Source organism: Erysipelatoclostridium sp. DFI.2.3, from assembly GCF_019132535.1.
Taxonomy (GTDB): domain Bacteria; phylum Bacillota_I; class Bacilli_A; order Erysipelotrichales; family Erysipelotrichaceae; genus Clostridium_AQ; species Clostridium_AQ innocuum.
This window is the reverse complement of the sequence record NZ_JAHOOJ010000020.1, coordinates 14221-30047: the sequence shown is the minus strand read 5'-3', so window position 1 is coordinate 30047 and position 15827 is coordinate 14221. Positions and strand designations below refer to the sequence as shown.

Genomic DNA, 15827 nt, shown 5'->3' with positions numbered 1-15827 from the left:
AAACGGTATACCGATGCGTATCAGAAGCAGTCAGGTCGTATACCGGAGGTAACAGGATGAATGAAATTGTAGAATTTATCGCAAAGCACAAGGTGGTCGTTATCTGCCGCGGCTTGTATGATAATGAGCTGATCAAAACAATCAGAGCGCTGTATGATGGCGGTATACGTGTAGTGGAGGTTACCTTTGATCAGGCAGACCCCGATGCGGTAGAGAAGACATGCGGTGCAATAAGGACAATCAAAGAGCATTTTCCACAGATGAAGGTGGGAAGCGGCACAGTAACCTGTGTAAAGCATGTGCTTGCCACAAAGAAGGCAGGGGGAGAATTCTGCCTGTCACCGGATGTGAATACGGAGGTGATTCGTGCAACGAAAGAAGCCGGTCTGATTTCTATACCCGGAGCAATGACCTCAACAGAAATTTTGCAGGCACACAATGCCGGAGCGGATATCGTGAAAATATTCCCTGCAGGATGGCTGGGACTGTCCTATCTGAAGGATATCAAAGGGCCGATCAATCATGTGAAATTCCTTGCGGCAGCCGGTGTAAATGAGGAGAACTTCAAGGAGTATCTGAACGCCGGATACTGTGCAGCAGGCATCAGCGGCCGCTTTATCGATCGAAAGGTTATCGCTGAAGGAAATTTCGAGGAGCTGACACGTCGGGCAAGGATATTTACCGATATCGCAAACGCGTGTTAATTCAACCCCCGCCGCACAACTGCTATTGGCGGGGGTTCTTTTAGAATCATACCAACAATCTACGACTGTTCTCTATGCAGGAAGTGAGGGAATCAGCGTATGCAGGAAAGCAGAAAATTATACGAGGAGGATAACAGATGAAGGCTATTGTATTTGGTGCGGGGAAAATCGCCCGTGGATTTATCGGGCAGCTGCTGTATCTCAGTAAGGCGGATATCACGTTTGTGGATATCGATCAACAGCTGGTGGATCGTTTGAATAAGGATCAGAAATACCATGTGTATATTCTGGGAGATTCTTCATTGGATAGTGATGTTACAGGCTTTCAGGCGGTACAGCTGGAGGATGAAAAACGCATTGGTGCTGCCCTTGTGGAAGCGGATATCGCCTTTGTTTCCGTAGGTGGTGCAAACCTGAAGTCACTGGGTGAGAAAATCGGAAGAATATATAAGGAAAACGGCATACCGAAAAAGCCGTTTAACTTCGTGACGTGCGAGAACTGGAGACATGCGGGAGCGTTTCTGTATGAAGGGATTACGGCAGAGATGGAGGAACAGGAGAAAACGATGTTTGATCAGTTTGTCGGTGTGAACGAGGCAGTTATCATGCGCTCTGCGACCCAGCCCAGTGATGAACTTGCAATGCAGGATGCAACAGGTGTATGGGTACAGAATTACTGGTATCTTCCCATCAGTGCCGAGCATTTCAAGGGGGAGCTTCCACCGATTCAGGATGCGGAGCTGATGCAGAACTTCGGTGATTTTTTAACCCAGAAAATGTATACCAATAATACAAGCAACGCTGTCATCGCCTATCATGGCTATCTGGCAGGCTATGAGCTGCTGGCAGAGGCCGCAAACAGCCCGGAGGTTTCCGCCTTGCTGGATGAGGTATATGAGGAAATCAACCAAACACTGGTGGCGGAGCTGCATGTCGATCCGCAGCAGCAGAAGGCCTTTGCGGAAAAGGCAAGAGCAAAATATACAGACTGGACGATTGTCGACCGTGTCATACGGCATGGAAAGGATCCGCTTCGCAAGCTGGGAGCACAGGATCGGCTGATTGCACCGGCAAGAATGGCATTGAACCATGGGGTTTATCCCCGAGTGATAATTGAAACCATCGCAAAGGCGCTGTTCTTTGATGAGGAAAGTGATGCGTCCGCAAGGAAGCTGAAAGCAATGCGAAGAGAGCACGGGATACCCTATGTATTACAGACCGTATGTGAACTGAACGAGCAGGAGCCACTGTACCGGGAGGTGCTGAAGGCTGTGGAAAGGATATGTAAGGAAGGGATGGTCAAGGGACATGAGTAAAAATGTTATCATCGGTGCCGGATTAAGCGGGCGGGGCTATTTAAACCGTCTGCTGTATCTGTCAAAGGAAGAAACCGTTTTTTTAGATCGTGATGAGAGCCTGATCCGGCAGCTGCGCAAGGAGCCTTCGTATACGATTCGCTTTGGAAGTGAGCGGGAGCCTCTTAAGGTGGATAATTACACAGCCTATACGATAACGGATGAGCGTGCGATAACAAACATCGCACAGGCAGAACGCATTTTTATCTGTGTCGGTGCCGATCACGTTGCGGAATTGCTGCCCTTTTTGCAGGCAGCATTGCAGGAGCGAGATAGGCGTTCTTTGGATATCCTTGTTGCAGAAAATGGAATACAGCCATCCTCACCCCTTGCTGTATTGCGCAGTGATTCCCGAATACATTTGAGTGAAGCTGTCATATTCTGTACAACGCTTGGACAGCGTGATTCACTGGCTATCTTCAGTGAAAATCTGGACCATCTTCCCTACGACAGCATAGCATTGGGACATGAGCTTCCCTTATACGGCTTCGTACAGGAAACACATTTTTCCGATTTGCTGGAGCGCAAAATCTATACGTATAACTGTATCAGTGCATGCATAGCCTATCTGGGGTATGAAAAGGGGTATACGGATTATGCCGAAGCCGCGAATGATATTGAAATAACTGAGAAAATCAAACGGATAGCGGAAGTAATCAATCGCTGTATCACTACTGTGTATAATGTTTCCATGCAGGAGCAGACCGCGTTTTCTGAAATGGCGATTCGAAAGTTTCAAAATCGAAATATCAAAGATACCGTAGCGCGCAATGTTCGGGATGTTGAAAGAAAGCTGAAGCCTGAGGAAAGAATCCGCAAGCCGTTGTCTTTGATGCAGGAGCAGGGGGAATACAGCAGAGAGCTGCTGGAGGTTCTGGCAGCGGCACTTCGATATGGCATGAAAACAAAAGAGCTTTCGCAGGATTGGGATAAGCTGGTGGATTTCTACACACAGGGAATGTGCGAGGAGTGGAAGCAGGTTTTGCATCGCTGTAAATGATCGGGCTGTAAGGCATCTGCTATACGTATGAAGGCTGCTGGTTCGCTAAAGCGCAAGGTGTAAAAGGGAATCGTGTATTCCTGCTTCTTGCCCGCATTGAAAGACAAGCATAAAAAAAAACAAAAAGAAGAAACAAATTCCTTTTCACAGGAGCTTTCTTTCTTCTTTTTTTCAGTCAATTCAATTATCTATTTCCGGTTTAAAGCCTGTTCATGACGATCCCTGTTATCATACCGTGATTGCTTTGCGATTCAAGCAGTGCAAAACTGTTGTCTTCCTGAGAGAGAACAGGAATGTCTGTAGTAAGGAACGGGATTTCCACGATTGCCGTGTTTGTTTCGGCTGGATAGACAGAACATCTCATTTATTGCTTAGCTTTGCAGAAATATCCCGCAGCTCCAATGCGATATAAACCAGCAGTAGAAATTTCATGATATCTATGATCATACCTAACATATCCACACAACCTCCTATTCATAAACGGGGGAACAGTATACTCTGCAGGACACTGTTTCCTTTGTTTCTTTCCAGTTAAACTTTACTATAAATAGCCTGTGGTGTAAAGCTGAATCAGTAATGAATTGAAAGGATCAGATTTTACAGGTCTTAGATACCGCAGGAGGGAAGCTTTTTAAGGGATGCATACGGATATAGCTGCTCTCATCCTGCTTCAGTGCCTGTCGGAAAAATTTTTGAACTGCTAAAGCAAACAAATTCCTTCCTCAGTTTTGCATGAGACAGCTGTTAGTGATTGCTTTTCTTTTTAAATGCTCTTACGGATAAAATATAGAATAACAGAAGCAGCACCGTACACCACAAAATTGCAGAAAGCAGTGTACAGGTCTTTAATTGTAGTAAGGAACGGGATTGCCACAGTTGCCGTGTTTGTTTCGGCTGGATAGGCAGAACGTCTCATTTATTGCTTAGCTTTGCAGAAATATCCCGCAGCTCCAATGCGATATAAACCAGCAGTAGAAATTTCATGATATCTATGATCATACCTAACATATCCACACAACCTCCTATTCACAAACGGGGGAACAGTATACTCTGCAGGACACTGTTTCCTTTGTTTCTTCCAGTTAAACTTTACTATAAATAGCCTGTGGTGTAAAGCTGAATCAGTAATGAATTGAAAGGATCAGATTTTACAGGTCTTAGATACCGCAGGAGGGAAGCTTTCTAAGGGATGCATACGGAATATAGCTGCTCTCATCCTGCTTCAGTGCTTGTCGAAAAAATTTTTGAACTGCTAAAGCAAACAAATTCCTTCCTCAGTTTTGCATGAGACAGCTGTTAGTGATTGCTTTTCTTTTTAAATGCTCTTACGGATAAAATATAGAATAACAGAAGCAGCACCGTACACCACAAAATTGCAGAAAGCAGTGTACAGGTCTTTAATGACTCATTCAGAAGCAGGGCACGCAGTGAATCAATGACAGGGGTAATCGGCTGGTATTCGGCAAAAATCTGCAATGCTTTCGGCATGGTGTCGATTGGTACGAAGCCGGAGCTGATGCAGGGCAGAGCGATCGCCAGAATTGAGAATGAGCCTGCCCCCTCCGGACTGTTCGCAATCATTCCGAAATATACGGATATCCAGGATAAGGTGAGAATGTACAAAGAAATAATCAGCAATGCGGCACACCAACCAAGTAAATCCGCTTCCGGTCGAAAGCCAATCAGGAATGCCACTAGGAGAATCAGCAGGGCAGTTACCATATTTCTGATAAAGGCTTCCCGTACATGTCCGTTTAAAATGGAAGAGCGTTTAACAGGCATGGTGCAGAAGCGCTCCATGATTCCGCTTTTTATATCCGAACAAACGGCAATCGCCGTGGTAGCGGCACACTGTCCGAGGCATTGCAGAATGATTCCTGGAACAATGAAATTCACATAGCTTGTTTCACCCGTCTGCATGGCGCCGCCAATTACATAAGCAAACAGCAGCATGGTGAGTATCGGAGCGATGATGCTCGTTAAAATTGTATCAGGATTTCGTTTGGATAGAAGCAGACATCTTCCACTCATCGTCAAAACATCCTTTAGTGTCTGTATGGTTTTCATTGTATATCCTCTCTTTCATGAACCAGTGTTAGGAAAACATCCTCCAGATTCGGCAGCTTTTGATAAAATTTCAGGATTTTGATATTACCGGAAGAAAAAATATGAAACAGCTCGGATAATGCTTCGGCACTGCCGTCCGTATATATAATCAGCTTATGCTCTGTCATCACCGGCTTCGTCGAATAGCCCCCTGTACATGACATGGCAGCCTCCAGCATACTGCTGTCGGGAAATTCAAATTCGACGATTCCCTGTGGCAGCAGCTTTTTTAATTCCGCAGGAGTACCTTCCGTAAGAATCCTTCCCTGATCCAGAATGGCGATATGATCTGCCAGCTGCTCCGCTTCCTCCAGATACTGCGTGGTAAGAAAAATAGTGATCCCCATTGAATTCAGCTGCTTTATGATGCTCCACATACTGTGACGGCTCTGTGGATCCAGACCTGTGGTCGGCTCATCAAGAAAAATAATCTGCGGATTACCGGCAAGGCTCATAGCGATGTCCAGCTTTCTGCGCATACCGCCAGAATAGGTGCTCACCATACGGTTAGCGGCTTCTGTAAGGGAGAAATATGCAAGCAGCTCTCCTGCCTTTTTCTTTGGCGTCTTCAGATGATTCAGCTTTCCGATCATCACGAGATTTTCATAACCGCTCAGCTTTTCATCCACACTGGCAAACTGCCCGGTAAGACTGATCAGCTTTCGAACGGCTTCTCCCTCGGCAGTGACAGAATGACCGCATACGGAAACTTCACCGCTATCAAAGGCCGCAAGTGTTGTCAGTATCTTAATCGTCGTTGTCTTTCCGGCACCATTGGAACCAAGCAGACAATAGATAGAGCCTTTTTCTATTTCCATATTCACATCCTTTAATACCTCTGTATGACCATAGCGTTTGGTTAACCTGTGTACAGAAACAGCGAGATCTTGTGTGTTCATATTTATATTCTCCTTTTTATATACATTCAGAATGTATGTATTGTGGTAAAATAAAATTGCATATGCAATCTTATTTTGTTGGAATGCTTTGGACAATCGTCTGGGCATGCTGAAGAATTTCATCATCAATGAGGTAGATTCCCATACTGTCCAGCATGTGTTTGGTGAGCAGCAGGCGTTCCAGCAGATCTTCCTGCGTACAGGGGACAATGGAAGGAATGAACCACACACTGGTTATCATTACAAATAAGCTGGCCAGTGCCTTGGGATATTTGATATCCGGAATGGAGCCGTCCTGAATGCCTTCCAGAAACAGCTCTTCGAAAAAAGGTGTAACGATTCGCAAATTGCTTTCCATGTAATCCGCAAGAATCTTCGGATTCTTCAGCAGCGGCACAGACATCTGGTTCAAATCAAGCTGATCCTGATTCTGTGCCTGCATCTTGATAATCTTTTTCAGCTTTTCAAGACCGCTTAGCCCCTTTTCCTTACGAACTTCCTCAAATGGATTATGCTCCAGAAACATACGGTCACTCAGCGCATCCAGCACTTCCTCCTTGGATTTGAAATGGTGGTAGAAAGCACCGCGGGTAAGTCCTCCCAGCTCTCCAACAATATCCAAAATGGTTGTTTCTTCATATCCTTTTTCCAGAAACAGCTTCATGGATACATCCAGTATTTTCTGAACCGTCTCCTCCGGATACTTATTGCGCGGCATTGTATCACTCCTTAATACATACATTGTGTATCTATAATTTAACATACACTGTGTATGTTGTCAATGCATATTCTGTTTTCATTTCTGTGAACAAGAGGGCTGAATACAAAGGATTACCTGTAAAACCGTTTTCTATTGTATGGAAAATTTCAAATACGTTATCAGGAAATCCCTTTTTGATTCTAAGCGATTGAGATCAGATACATGCTTAGAAAAACCGGTCGGCAGACCGGTTCATTTTCAATGTTTGAATGTCAGAGGGATCGCATTATTTTCGCTCTGTTTGAACATTGATCTCCATCTGATAATTGAGTATAACATCACACAAAACGGCGATTTCCTCCTGTGAAATGGAAAGTGTCATAAAATCCCGGATTTTCAACAAATTCGTTTTCATGATGTGAAACAGCTCGGTATGCTCCATCATAAAGCTTTCCAAAAGATTATAGCGGATTTTCTGCTTCTTCACACAGCGGTCCAGCATACAGGTGCCGTGAAACAGGAACTGTATAATGATGTTATTGGAAAGCGGCAAATTGCATTCCGTGCAAATATTGAGAAGTACGCGGTACAGGGCTTCATTGGACTTTGCTATATTGATGGTAGGGAAGGTTGCCTGAAAGCGCTGAAAGATATCGCTGCTTTGACGCTCATTTTTAGAGGTCAGACTCTTATCATTCAAAAATGCCTTTATTTTTTTCTTTCGGTTCACTACATCACTGAGCAGAGCCAACAGATGCATGGTCTTCTGTGAAACCACTTCACTGGTTTCATATAATAGTGGAAGAGAAACCGGATACAGGGAGAAGGAGGGAATGTTTAACGTGGAGATGATGGACTTATCCAATGTCGTAAGCGGCGGCTTGTCACCAACGATAAGTACGCCTTTTCCTATATCAATATATTTGATCAGTTTATATATCTTATCCGTAAACTCATGAAAGTCATGCGTCTGATAATAGAGATTATAATCAAAGGAGAAGAAACAGCGGCTTCCCAGAATCTGATTCAGATGCTGAGCATAATTTTCCGCAAGACGCTCCCCGTGACAGACAATCAGTGTCATGATGGTATTCTGACTGATGGATTTTAATGCATAGTAGATAAAATTGCGGATATAGCTTTTATATACCTTCAGAAGACTGATGTTGAACTTGTTTTCCACTGTGCTGATCACATTGTCACTCAGCTCCTGGGAATATGCTGTTTCCTTATAATCCAGATGCTCCAGCTGAAACTGGTAGGCGAAGGTATTATCCAGCATATGCTGAATCTGGATATACAGCTTGCTTAAAATCTGGCGGTCATTTTTCAATTTTGTTTTCGTAAACAATGGTGTCAGAGCCTGATAGACCTTGGACTGCATCTCTATGGATGAGGAATCCAGAAGCTTTGTCCGCGTCATCAGGACATCCTCTTTCGCCTTTTCTATGATGTTTTTCAGCTGTGCAGTTATAACAATGCTTGCATTGAGCTGTGTCTGTAATAGATTTTCCAGTGTTTCACACGGCTGATCCGGGTAGATATCTATGATTTCCGGAAGGAGCTGTGTAACGGTTATTCGGATATGATCCTCCAAAGAATTATCTGCACTCTTGTTTTGAATGACATTCTTGGATATGTTCTCATGTGTGATGACGATTGGTTCATGATTGGTAATCACACTGGAATACAGATTATTGGATAGGGAATAGACAATCTCATTGCGAAGCTGAAAGAGATTGTAGGTATAATCTGCGCTGAGAAAGGAGGCAATCGCATTTCCGGTCACCTTGATGCGGCAGTTCAGATTCACTGCCTCCTCCTGCAGGAAGGTCAGCACAAGCTCAATCATTTCTTTTGTTGTGCGCTCTTTTACATTGGGATACTTCGCTGTGTAAGGTGTCAGCTGTGAGAAATATGCAAAGTTTTCAACACTCTTATCAATCAGAAAAATCATGATAGGTAACGGCTTGTTTTCGTTGCTGCAAAGATTGTTGAGATCGTTCCAGAACCGGTAAATCTCGCTTTCCTGAAACGGTGTGTAGATTTCCATGATGACCATGGAGATATTACGATCAAGAAACTGCTGCCGCAGAGTGGAAAAGCTTTCATTTATGGAACGATAATCAAAGGTGAAGCTTCTGCTCTTTTTGGAAATACGTTTATTCTGTACGGCCAGATCGAAGAGCTTTTTACAAAAATATTTCTTGCCTGAGCCTTTTTCTCCCTGTAATGCAATCAGTAACGGCTTGTTCTGATAATAAAATATGGCAGGGGTGATTTTACTGATAACCGGTGTCAGTGATTCCTCATAACCGTTTCCAATAATATTCATACCTTTTTTATAAAAACTGGCATCACTTGCATCATATACGAATAAATTTTTCAGGTTTTCTTTTCCGGGGATGATTTGGGGAATATTATTGAAATGATATTCGCCGACAATAACATCCTTGGATAAATAGAGAGTGGGTCTTCCTTCCACCTTGATGAGCTGTAGATCGTTAAACAGCTGATTTAAAATTCTGGATACGTTGGACCGGTCCAGCTTCAGATCCAATGCGATATCAAAGGCATTGCATCGTTCAAAGCTGAAGGATTTGTCCGCAAGACTTTCACTGGTGTATTCTCTGACCAGATTCATAATCAGATCCCGTCTGGTTTTCGCCATACTATCACTCCCTGTTACTTTTTCGTGTTAAATCAATGGGTGAAATAACACACAAGCTAGGAAAATATTAACATAATCCATATAAAAAGTACATACTTCCTATGATTTTGCATGAAATGTAAATGATTTCATTACTTTGTGGAGGTTTTTCTCCGTTAGCTGTCTTATTATGATGACACACTGTTGCTTTTTGTGTCAATTTGACACTGTAATCGTTTTCAATATGATTATAGTTGTCAGATACAGATAAAGATTCAGTAAGTAGAAGCTTCAGGAGGTGAAGAAAACTGCTTCTTTTCAGATATAGATAGGAATAACAAACATGAGAGGAGAATCCTATGGAAAAAGCAAGAGCATGGGTGATTGAAGCAAAGGATAAGCTGGCAATGCGCGAGCTGGATATCCTGGAGCCGGGGGATTATGAGGTACTGTTTAAAACAGAGGTATGTTCCTTATGCACCGTGGACCGCAGAACATACAAAGGAACAAGGAACTACGGATATCCGTTTCTTGGCGGTCATGAGTGCAGCGGGACGATTATAAAGACAGGCAGAGGTGTTGTAGGTGTAAAGGCAGGCGATAAAGCAATTTTTACATCCGGATATTGTAACCAGTGTGAGCTGGATCGCTCCGGCAGAGGAACGCAGTGCAATCGCAAAAAGGAAATGCCGAAACGCTCAAGTCTGGATGGGAATATACTGGGCGGCGGCTTAAGTGAATATCTGGTGATTCCTGCATGGCAGATTATCCGTATGCCACATGATGTGGATATGCGCCATGCGGCACTAACAGAGCCTCTGGCATGCTGTATTCACAGTATACGCAAGGCAAGATTAAAGTTTGGTGATACGGTTGTCATTATCGGTATGGGTATTATGGGGTACTTTCATGTGAAGCTGGCTCAGATGTGCGGTGCACGCATTATTGTGAGTGAAACCGATGAAGAAAAGAGGAAAACGGCGATTCGGGAAGGGGCTGCCTATGCCTTTGACCCGCGTCAATGTGATGTCGGTGAAGAAATTCGCAGGCTGACGGATGGGCTGGGGGCAGATGCTGTCATCAACACCATACCGTTCAAAGAGGTGTGGCAGCAGGCAATTGACATGTTAGCACCATATGGCAGACTGATTGCCTATAGCTCACAAAACAGCAAAGAACCAATCGGTGTGGATTTCGGCATGGTGCATAGTCGTGAAATAGAATTTATCGGAACGCTGAATCCGACGATTGAGGATAATCAGATGGCGGTCAAGCTGATCGGTTATCAAATGATCGATATGGAGAAGGTGATCGACCGCGAATTCAGCTTTGCACAGGGAAAAGAAGCCTTTGATTATGCATGTAAACCGGGTGTTTACCGTGTCATGATCAATTACGGAAAGGAAGATAACTGATATGCTGGTAACATTAAAGGAAATTCTAACAAAGGCAAAGCAGGAGAATTATGCCGTGCCTGCCTGCAATATTGATAATGAACATAATCTGCGTGCTGCCATCGAGGCGGCAGAAGAAATGAATACCGGAATTATACTGAATACAACACCGGTTGCCAATCCGGATCTGGAAAGCTTTGGACGAATTGCAGTGGATCTTGCCAGACGCTCCCGAGTAAAGATTGCCCTGAATCTGGATCATGGCAAAACCTTTGAAGACTGTCTGCTTGGCATTCGCGCAGGCTATACCTCCATCATGATCGACCGATCCTTACTGCCGTTTGAAGAAAATATCAGAGAGGTGCAGGAGATGGTACGGATTTGTCATGCACTGGGAATCAGTGTGGAAGCTGAGCTTGGTCATGTAGGTGTTGGTGAGCAATATCATACTGACGGACATCAGGCATTTACCCGTGTTGAGGAAGCAGTGGAATATGTAAAGCAGACCGGAGTGGATGCACTTGCGGTTGCCATTGGTACTGCACATGGCGTATATAAAGGTACTCCGCAGATTCATTTTGACCTTCTTCATGAATTGAAGGATGCACTGGATATTCCGCTCGTTCTTCATGGCGGCAGCGGTACCGGGGATGAAAATCTGGCACGCTGTGCAAGAGAGGGAATCAATAAAATCAATTTGTCCAATGATTTGAAACGCAGCGCAATTGAAAATCTGGTTAAGGAGGATTTGAGCGGCAATGCCGTTTATCAGCTGTATCCATTGCTTGCGGAGGGATTCAAACATAAAATCAAGCACTATATCCGTCTGTTTGGCTGTGAGGGCAAGTAATGGAAAGCATTGCTGGCTTCTGTAAAGAGGGAGCCGGCTGTCATCCACTTTATCTTTTTAATCCGGATAAGACATTGCCGCATATGACATGACACCGCTGGTGTTGATGTTTGACTATTTCCGTTTATTGGAAAAAGCATTTCGCAGTTAAGACGATTCGGTAGAAAAACATTTACCGGACAATATTGAAAATACAGGAGGAAATCGCTTATGAAGGTTTTGGTAACATCCAAGTCTTTTGGTAAATTAAGTAGGAAACCGATACAAAGATTACAGGATGCAGGCTTTGAGGTCTATGGAAATGAAAAGGGAAGACTGCTGAATGAGGAGGAAATGGTGGAAGCCATTCAGGGGATGGATGCTGTCATTTTAGGGACGGAGGTTTTCAATCGCAATGTCATTGATCATGCGGATAAATTGAAAATCGTTTCACGCTATGGTGTGGGGCTGGATAAAATTGATGTGGAATATTTAAAGGAAAAAGGCATTGCATTACAAATTGCACGCAATGCAAATACAAACTCCGTAGCGGATCACACCATAGGACTTATGCTTTCTCTTTGTCACAATATTACAAGAAGTGATGCCAATATCCGCTCGCATGTGTGGAAAAAGCCGATTGCAAAGGATTTGTATCAAAGCACCGTCGGTATCCTTGGGCTGGGTGCCATTGGAAAAGCCGTTGCCCGAAGACTGAAGGGGTTTGATTGTCATATACTCGCATTTGACAGCTATTATGATGAGGCGTTTATCCGGGAGTATGGCATACGCAAGGCGGATATAAACGAGATCGTGAGCAGCAGTGATTTTCTGACGCTGCATCTTCCTGCACTTGCAGAGTTTTCACCGCTACTGGATGCAAAGGCTTTTTCCAAAATGAAAAAGGATGCGGTTATCATCAATACGGCACGGGCAAAGCTCATTGACCGGCAGGCATTGTATGATGCTTTGCACAATGGGCAGCTTTACGGCTATGGTAGTGATGTGCATTATATGGAGCCCGGCTTTGATGAGGAGCTGATTGCCTGTGAGAATACCGTTCTGACACCGCATATTGCCGCAAGCAGTGAAGGGGCAATCAATCGCATGTCGGATATCGCAGTTGATCATGTGCTGGCATATTTCGGCTGTCAGTAGCCGCTGGGTAATTGAAGAATGCATTCGATATGCTTTTTGTTTCAAATAAATTCATATACAGGAGGATGAACATGAAAATTGATGATAGGCTGGAAAAGCTGAAGCAGTTTGATACACCGTCCATTACCAATGTGGTCGCAACCTATCCGGATAAGGAGTACTGTCTGGGACTGTATCATCCCTGGCGCGGACAATGGTATACGGATGAGCGCGCAAGGGTTATGTATCCAGAGCTAGGCAGAACCGTTGGCTATGCGGTTACGTGTACCTATGGTCTTCCGGATCCGAACTATGAGTGCCTGAAGTTCGCAGATGTGTTAAAAGCAGTTGCTGCTGTCGGAAAACCAGTGGTACTGATTGTGAAACAGGACATGCCGGAAGAGATTAAGTGTCGTAACGGCTTGCTGGGTGGAAATATGATGACAGCACTTCGTTCTGCCGGCTGTGTCGGTGTCATCAGTGACGGTCCGAGCAGAGATGTGGATGAGATACGTCCGCTGCAGATGCAATACGTGTTAAGCGGTGTTACGGCAGGTCATGGAAAATGGGCAGTGCAGTCCGTGAATACCGGTGTGGAGGTTTTTGGGATGCAGGTTAGTCCGGGGGAAATCATTCACATGGATGAAAACGGAGCAGTGAAATTTCCGGCATCCGTCATAGATCAGGTAATTGAAAAAGCAGAATATCTGCAGGAGTTTGAAGAAAACAGACAACGGAGGATGAGAGAAACCGAAGATGTGGATGAACTGATCAAAATCATGTCCGGCTTCTACGATTGATATATGGAAAATTTTATTTATGATATACCGACAAAGGTGTATTTTGGAAAGGGACAGCTACAGCAGCTTCATACCGTTATGAAGGAATTCGGAGAGCGGGTCTTACTTGTTTACGGAGGAGGCAGTATCCGTCGTAACGGTATTTATGACGAGGCGGTTACAGAATTGCATACGGCGGGAAAGAAGTATGTGGAGCTGTTTGGTGTAGAGCCAAACCCTTCCCTTACAACGGTGGAAAAGGGAGTGGCGTTATGCCGCAGGGAGAATGTGGATGTTATTGTGGCAATAGGAGGAGGCAGTGTGATTGATTGTGCCAAGGTTGTGTCTGCCGCTGTATGTAGTACCTTGTCACCATGGGAGCTGGTGCTTCACCCGCAGGAAATAAAAAAGGCGATTCCGGTTATTGCGGTTTTGACAATTGCGGCTACCGGCAGTGAGATGGATCATATTGCTGTTATCACGAATCCGGATACAAAAGAGAAAATAGGTACACGGAATCCACTCCTTCGCCCAAGGGCTGCGATACTGGATCCTACCTTTACCTTTAGTGTAAACCGCTATCAGAGTGCCTGTGGTGTGGCTGATATTATGAGCCATACGATGGAGTCTTATTTTGCACGGGAGGATGCCGGTTTACAGAACCGGTTTGCGGAAGGTATTCTGAAAATCTGTACGGCATACGGACCGCTCGTTTTAAAGGAGCCGGATAATTATGAAGCAAGAGCCAATCTCATGTGGGCAGCAAGCTGGGCAATCAATGATATGCTGAAGCTGGGGCATATGACACAGTGGAGTGTTCATCCAATGGAACATCCGCTCAGTGCCTTTTATTCCGTTACACACGGCGAAGGTCTGGCTGTTCTGACGCCGCACTGGATGGAGTATGTTCTCAGTGAGGATACAGTGGATATGTTTGCGCGTTTCGCCAGAGAAATCTGGCAGGTAACAGAAAAGGATCCGTGGGATATGGCACGGGAGGGAATTGAATGTCTGCGAAGCTTTTATAAACAGCTGCATCTGCGCTCATCCTTAGGGGAGCTGGGTATCGATGATACGCACTTCGATGCAATGGCACAGGATGCCGCAAAACAGACGGTGAACGGATTTGTGTCACTGTCCGCAGAGGATGTGAAGAATATTTATCGCAACAGCTTGTAAAGTGTTTTATAATATGATCAGGGAAAGGAGATAAGGGTGCTGACTGGCATCCTTTACATATGTATATGAAGCTTGTAGTTTTGGATGGTTATACAGAAAATCCGGGGGATCTTGACTGGAGGGGGATGGAGGCGCTTGGTGATTTGACGGTGTATGCACGCACGGATCACTCGCAGGTAAAGGAAAGAATGCAGGATGCGGATGCCGTGATTATCAATAAGGTGCCGATGACAAGAGAGCTGATGCAGGAAAGTAAGCAGCTTCGTTACATCGGTGTACTGGCAACCGGCTATGATGTTGTCGATATCGAAGCCGCAAGTGATCTCCATATCGCAGTTACCAATGTTCCCGGGTATGGTACGGATACGGTTGCACAATATGCCATTGCACTTTTACTGGAGGTGACATCCAGGATCGGGCACCATGCAAAACGTGTAAAGGAGGGGGAATGGGCAAACAATGCGGACTGGTGTTTTTGGGACTATCCGCTAATGGAGCTGTCAGGCAGAACGATGGGGATCATCGGATTTGGGCGCATTGGCAGGAAGGTTGCTGAAATCGCACAGGCACTGGGAATGCATGTCCTGTTTCATGACGCCCATGCCGACAACGACACGCATGCTGAAAAGGTTTCTCTGGAGGAATTACTGCGGCGAAGCGATGTGGTAAGTCTGCATTGTCCGCTCACAAAGGAGAATGATTCCCTGATAAACAAGGCTACGCTGGCTATGATGAAATCAAATGCCATCCTGATCAACAATGCCAGAGGAAAGCTGATCAATGAATATGACCTTGCGCAGGCATTACAAAACGGTACGATTTATGCGGCCGCTTTGGATGTGGTAAGGGAGGAGCCGATCCGCAATGATAATCCGTTGCTGGAATGTGATAACTGCCTGATTACGCCGCATATCTCCTGGGCTAGCAAAGAGGCTAGGCGCAGAATTATGGATACTGCCGTTGAAAATCTGAGATGCTTCCTACAGGGGAAGGAACAGAACCGTATTGTGTAGATTGTTTATGCACAATAAAGCGATTAAAGAAAACGCCACAAACATAAAGGGCGTTTTTTTGGAAGGAGCGACTTGTAATTAA

13 protein-coding genes are annotated in these 15827 nt (G+C 44.8%); 9 read left to right on the top strand and 4 right to left on the bottom strand.

Going from position 1 to position 15827, the window contains the following annotated elements:
• Positions 1-56 precede the first annotated feature (56 nt).
• From KSZ58_RS17235 to KSZ58_RS17225, 3 genes are all read left to right on the top strand, one after another.
• The gene (locus KSZ58_RS17235) at positions 57-704 is read left to right on the top strand and encodes a bifunctional 4-hydroxy-2-oxoglutarate aldolase/2-dehydro-3-deoxy-phosphogluconate aldolase (RefSeq protein WP_008818480.1); all 648 of its coding nucleotides are present in this window, start codon (positions 57-59) and stop codon (positions 702-704) included.
• Positions 705-841: 137 nt separating this feature from the next.
• A complete protein-coding gene (locus tag KSZ58_RS17230) occupies positions 842-2020 on the top strand; it encodes a mannitol-1-phosphate 5-dehydrogenase (protein ID WP_009588709.1) in 1179 nt (392 codons plus the stop codon).
• Positions 2013-3059 carry a 2-dehydropantoate 2-reductase N-terminal domain-containing protein gene (locus tag KSZ58_RS17225; RefSeq protein WP_009269820.1) on the top strand — a complete coding sequence of 349 codons (1047 nt, stop codon included), beginning with the start codon at positions 2013-2015 and terminating at the stop codon, positions 3057-3059. The genes KSZ58_RS17230 and KSZ58_RS17225 overlap by 8 nt, the downstream gene beginning before the upstream one ends.
• Before the next feature lie 1296 nt (positions 3060-4355).
• Here KSZ58_RS17225 and KSZ58_RS17220 read toward each other — a convergent pair.
• The 4 genes from KSZ58_RS17220 to KSZ58_RS17205 all read right to left on the bottom strand — a co-directional run bounded on the left by KSZ58_RS17220 (position 4356) and on the right by KSZ58_RS17205 (position 9435).
• On the bottom strand, positions 4356-5126 hold the full coding sequence (locus tag KSZ58_RS17220; protein ID WP_008818484.1) for an ABC transporter permease: 771 nt from the start codon (positions 5124-5126) through the stop codon (positions 4356-4358).
• Complete coding sequence (locus tag KSZ58_RS17215) at positions 5123-6064, bottom strand: ATP-binding cassette domain-containing protein (RefSeq protein ID WP_009269817.1); 942 nt, start codon at positions 6062-6064, stop codon at positions 5123-5125. Before KSZ58_RS17215 ends, KSZ58_RS17220 begins: the two co-directional genes overlap by 4 nt.
• 70 nt (positions 6065-6134) lie before the next feature.
• Positions 6135-6782, bottom strand: coding sequence for a TetR/AcrR family transcriptional regulator (locus tag KSZ58_RS17210; RefSeq protein WP_008818486.1), 648 nt, complete (start codon positions 6780-6782; stop codon positions 6135-6137).
• A gap of 268 nt (positions 6783-7050) precedes the next feature.
• Positions 7051-9435 (bottom strand): PRD domain-containing protein, encoded by a 2385-nt coding sequence (locus KSZ58_RS17205; protein ID WP_009269816.1) that lies wholly within the window; start codon positions 9433-9435, stop codon positions 7051-7053.
• 338 nt (positions 9436-9773) lie between these two features.
• On the opposite strand from KSZ58_RS17205, the gene KSZ58_RS17200 reads away from it, so the two are divergent.
• From KSZ58_RS17200 to KSZ58_RS17175, 6 genes are all read left to right on the top strand, one after another.
• A complete protein-coding gene (locus KSZ58_RS17200; RefSeq protein ID WP_009269815.1) occupies positions 9774-10829 on the top strand; it encodes a zinc-binding dehydrogenase in 1056 nt (351 codons plus the stop codon).
• 1 nt (position 10830) lies between these two features.
• Complete coding sequence (locus tag KSZ58_RS17195) at positions 10831-11658, top strand: class II fructose-bisphosphate aldolase (protein WP_002607277.1); 828 nt, start codon at positions 10831-10833, stop codon at positions 11656-11658.
• A gap of 210 nt (positions 11659-11868) precedes the next feature.
• Positions 11869-12795, top strand: coding sequence for a phosphoglycerate dehydrogenase (locus tag KSZ58_RS17190; RefSeq protein WP_009588704.1), 927 nt, complete (start codon positions 11869-11871; stop codon positions 12793-12795).
• 71 nt (positions 12796-12866) lie between these two features.
• The gene (locus KSZ58_RS17185) at positions 12867-13574 is read left to right on the top strand and encodes an RraA family protein (protein WP_008818491.1); all 708 of its coding nucleotides are present in this window, start codon (positions 12867-12869) and stop codon (positions 13572-13574) included.
• A 3-nt stretch (positions 13575-13577) separates the two neighbouring features.
• The gene (locus KSZ58_RS17180) at positions 13578-14732 is read left to right on the top strand and encodes an iron-containing alcohol dehydrogenase (RefSeq protein WP_008818492.1); all 1155 of its coding nucleotides are present in this window, start codon (positions 13578-13580) and stop codon (positions 14730-14732) included.
• Positions 14733-14797: 65 nt separating this feature from the next.
• Positions 14798-15745: a D-2-hydroxyacid dehydrogenase gene (locus tag KSZ58_RS17175; RefSeq protein ID WP_254884732.1), complete on the top strand. Its 948-nt coding sequence runs from the start codon at positions 14798-14800 to the stop codon at positions 15743-15745.
• Positions 15746-15827 lie beyond the last annotated feature (82 nt).

Bases quoted from the DNA above. Each gene is read 5' to 3' on its own strand.
- KSZ58_RS17175 (WP_254884732.1), top strand. From the start codon at position 14,798: ATGAAGCTTGTAGTTTTGGATGGTTATACAGAAAATCCGGGGGATCTT.
- KSZ58_RS17220 (WP_008818484.1), bottom strand. From the start codon at position 5,126: ATGAAAACCATACAGACACTAAAGGATGTTTTGACGATGAGTGGAAGA.
- KSZ58_RS17180 (WP_008818492.1), top strand. From the start codon at position 13,578: ATGGAAAATTTTATTTATGATATACCGACAAAGGTGTATTTTGGAAAG.
- KSZ58_RS17215 (WP_009269817.1), bottom strand. From the start codon at position 6,064: ATGAACACACAAGATCTCGCTGTTTCTGTACACAGGTTAACCAAACGC.
- KSZ58_RS17210 (WP_008818486.1), bottom strand. From the start codon at position 6,782: ATGCCGCGCAATAAGTATCCGGAGGAGACGGTTCAGAAAATACTGGAT.
- KSZ58_RS17190 (WP_009588704.1), top strand. From the start codon at position 11,869: ATGAAGGTTTTGGTAACATCCAAGTCTTTTGGTAAATTAAGTAGGAAA.
- KSZ58_RS17230 (WP_009588709.1), top strand. From the start codon at position 842: ATGAAGGCTATTGTATTTGGTGCGGGGAAAATCGCCCGTGGATTTATC.
- KSZ58_RS17195 (WP_002607277.1), top strand. From the start codon at position 10,831: ATGCTGGTAACATTAAAGGAAATTCTAACAAAGGCAAAGCAGGAGAAT.
- KSZ58_RS17235 (WP_008818480.1), top strand. From the start codon at position 57: ATGAATGAAATTGTAGAATTTATCGCAAAGCACAAGGTGGTCGTTATC.
- KSZ58_RS17200 (WP_009269815.1), top strand. From the start codon at position 9,774: ATGGAAAAAGCAAGAGCATGGGTGATTGAAGCAAAGGATAAGCTGGCA.
- KSZ58_RS17205 (WP_009269816.1), bottom strand. From the start codon at position 9,435: ATGGCGAAAACCAGACGGGATCTGATTATGAATCTGGTCAGAGAATAC.
- KSZ58_RS17185 (WP_008818491.1), top strand. From the start codon at position 12,867: ATGAAAATTGATGATAGGCTGGAAAAGCTGAAGCAGTTTGATACACCG.
- KSZ58_RS17225 (WP_009269820.1), top strand. From the start codon at position 2,013: ATGAGTAAAAATGTTATCATCGGTGCCGGATTAAGCGGGCGGGGCTAT.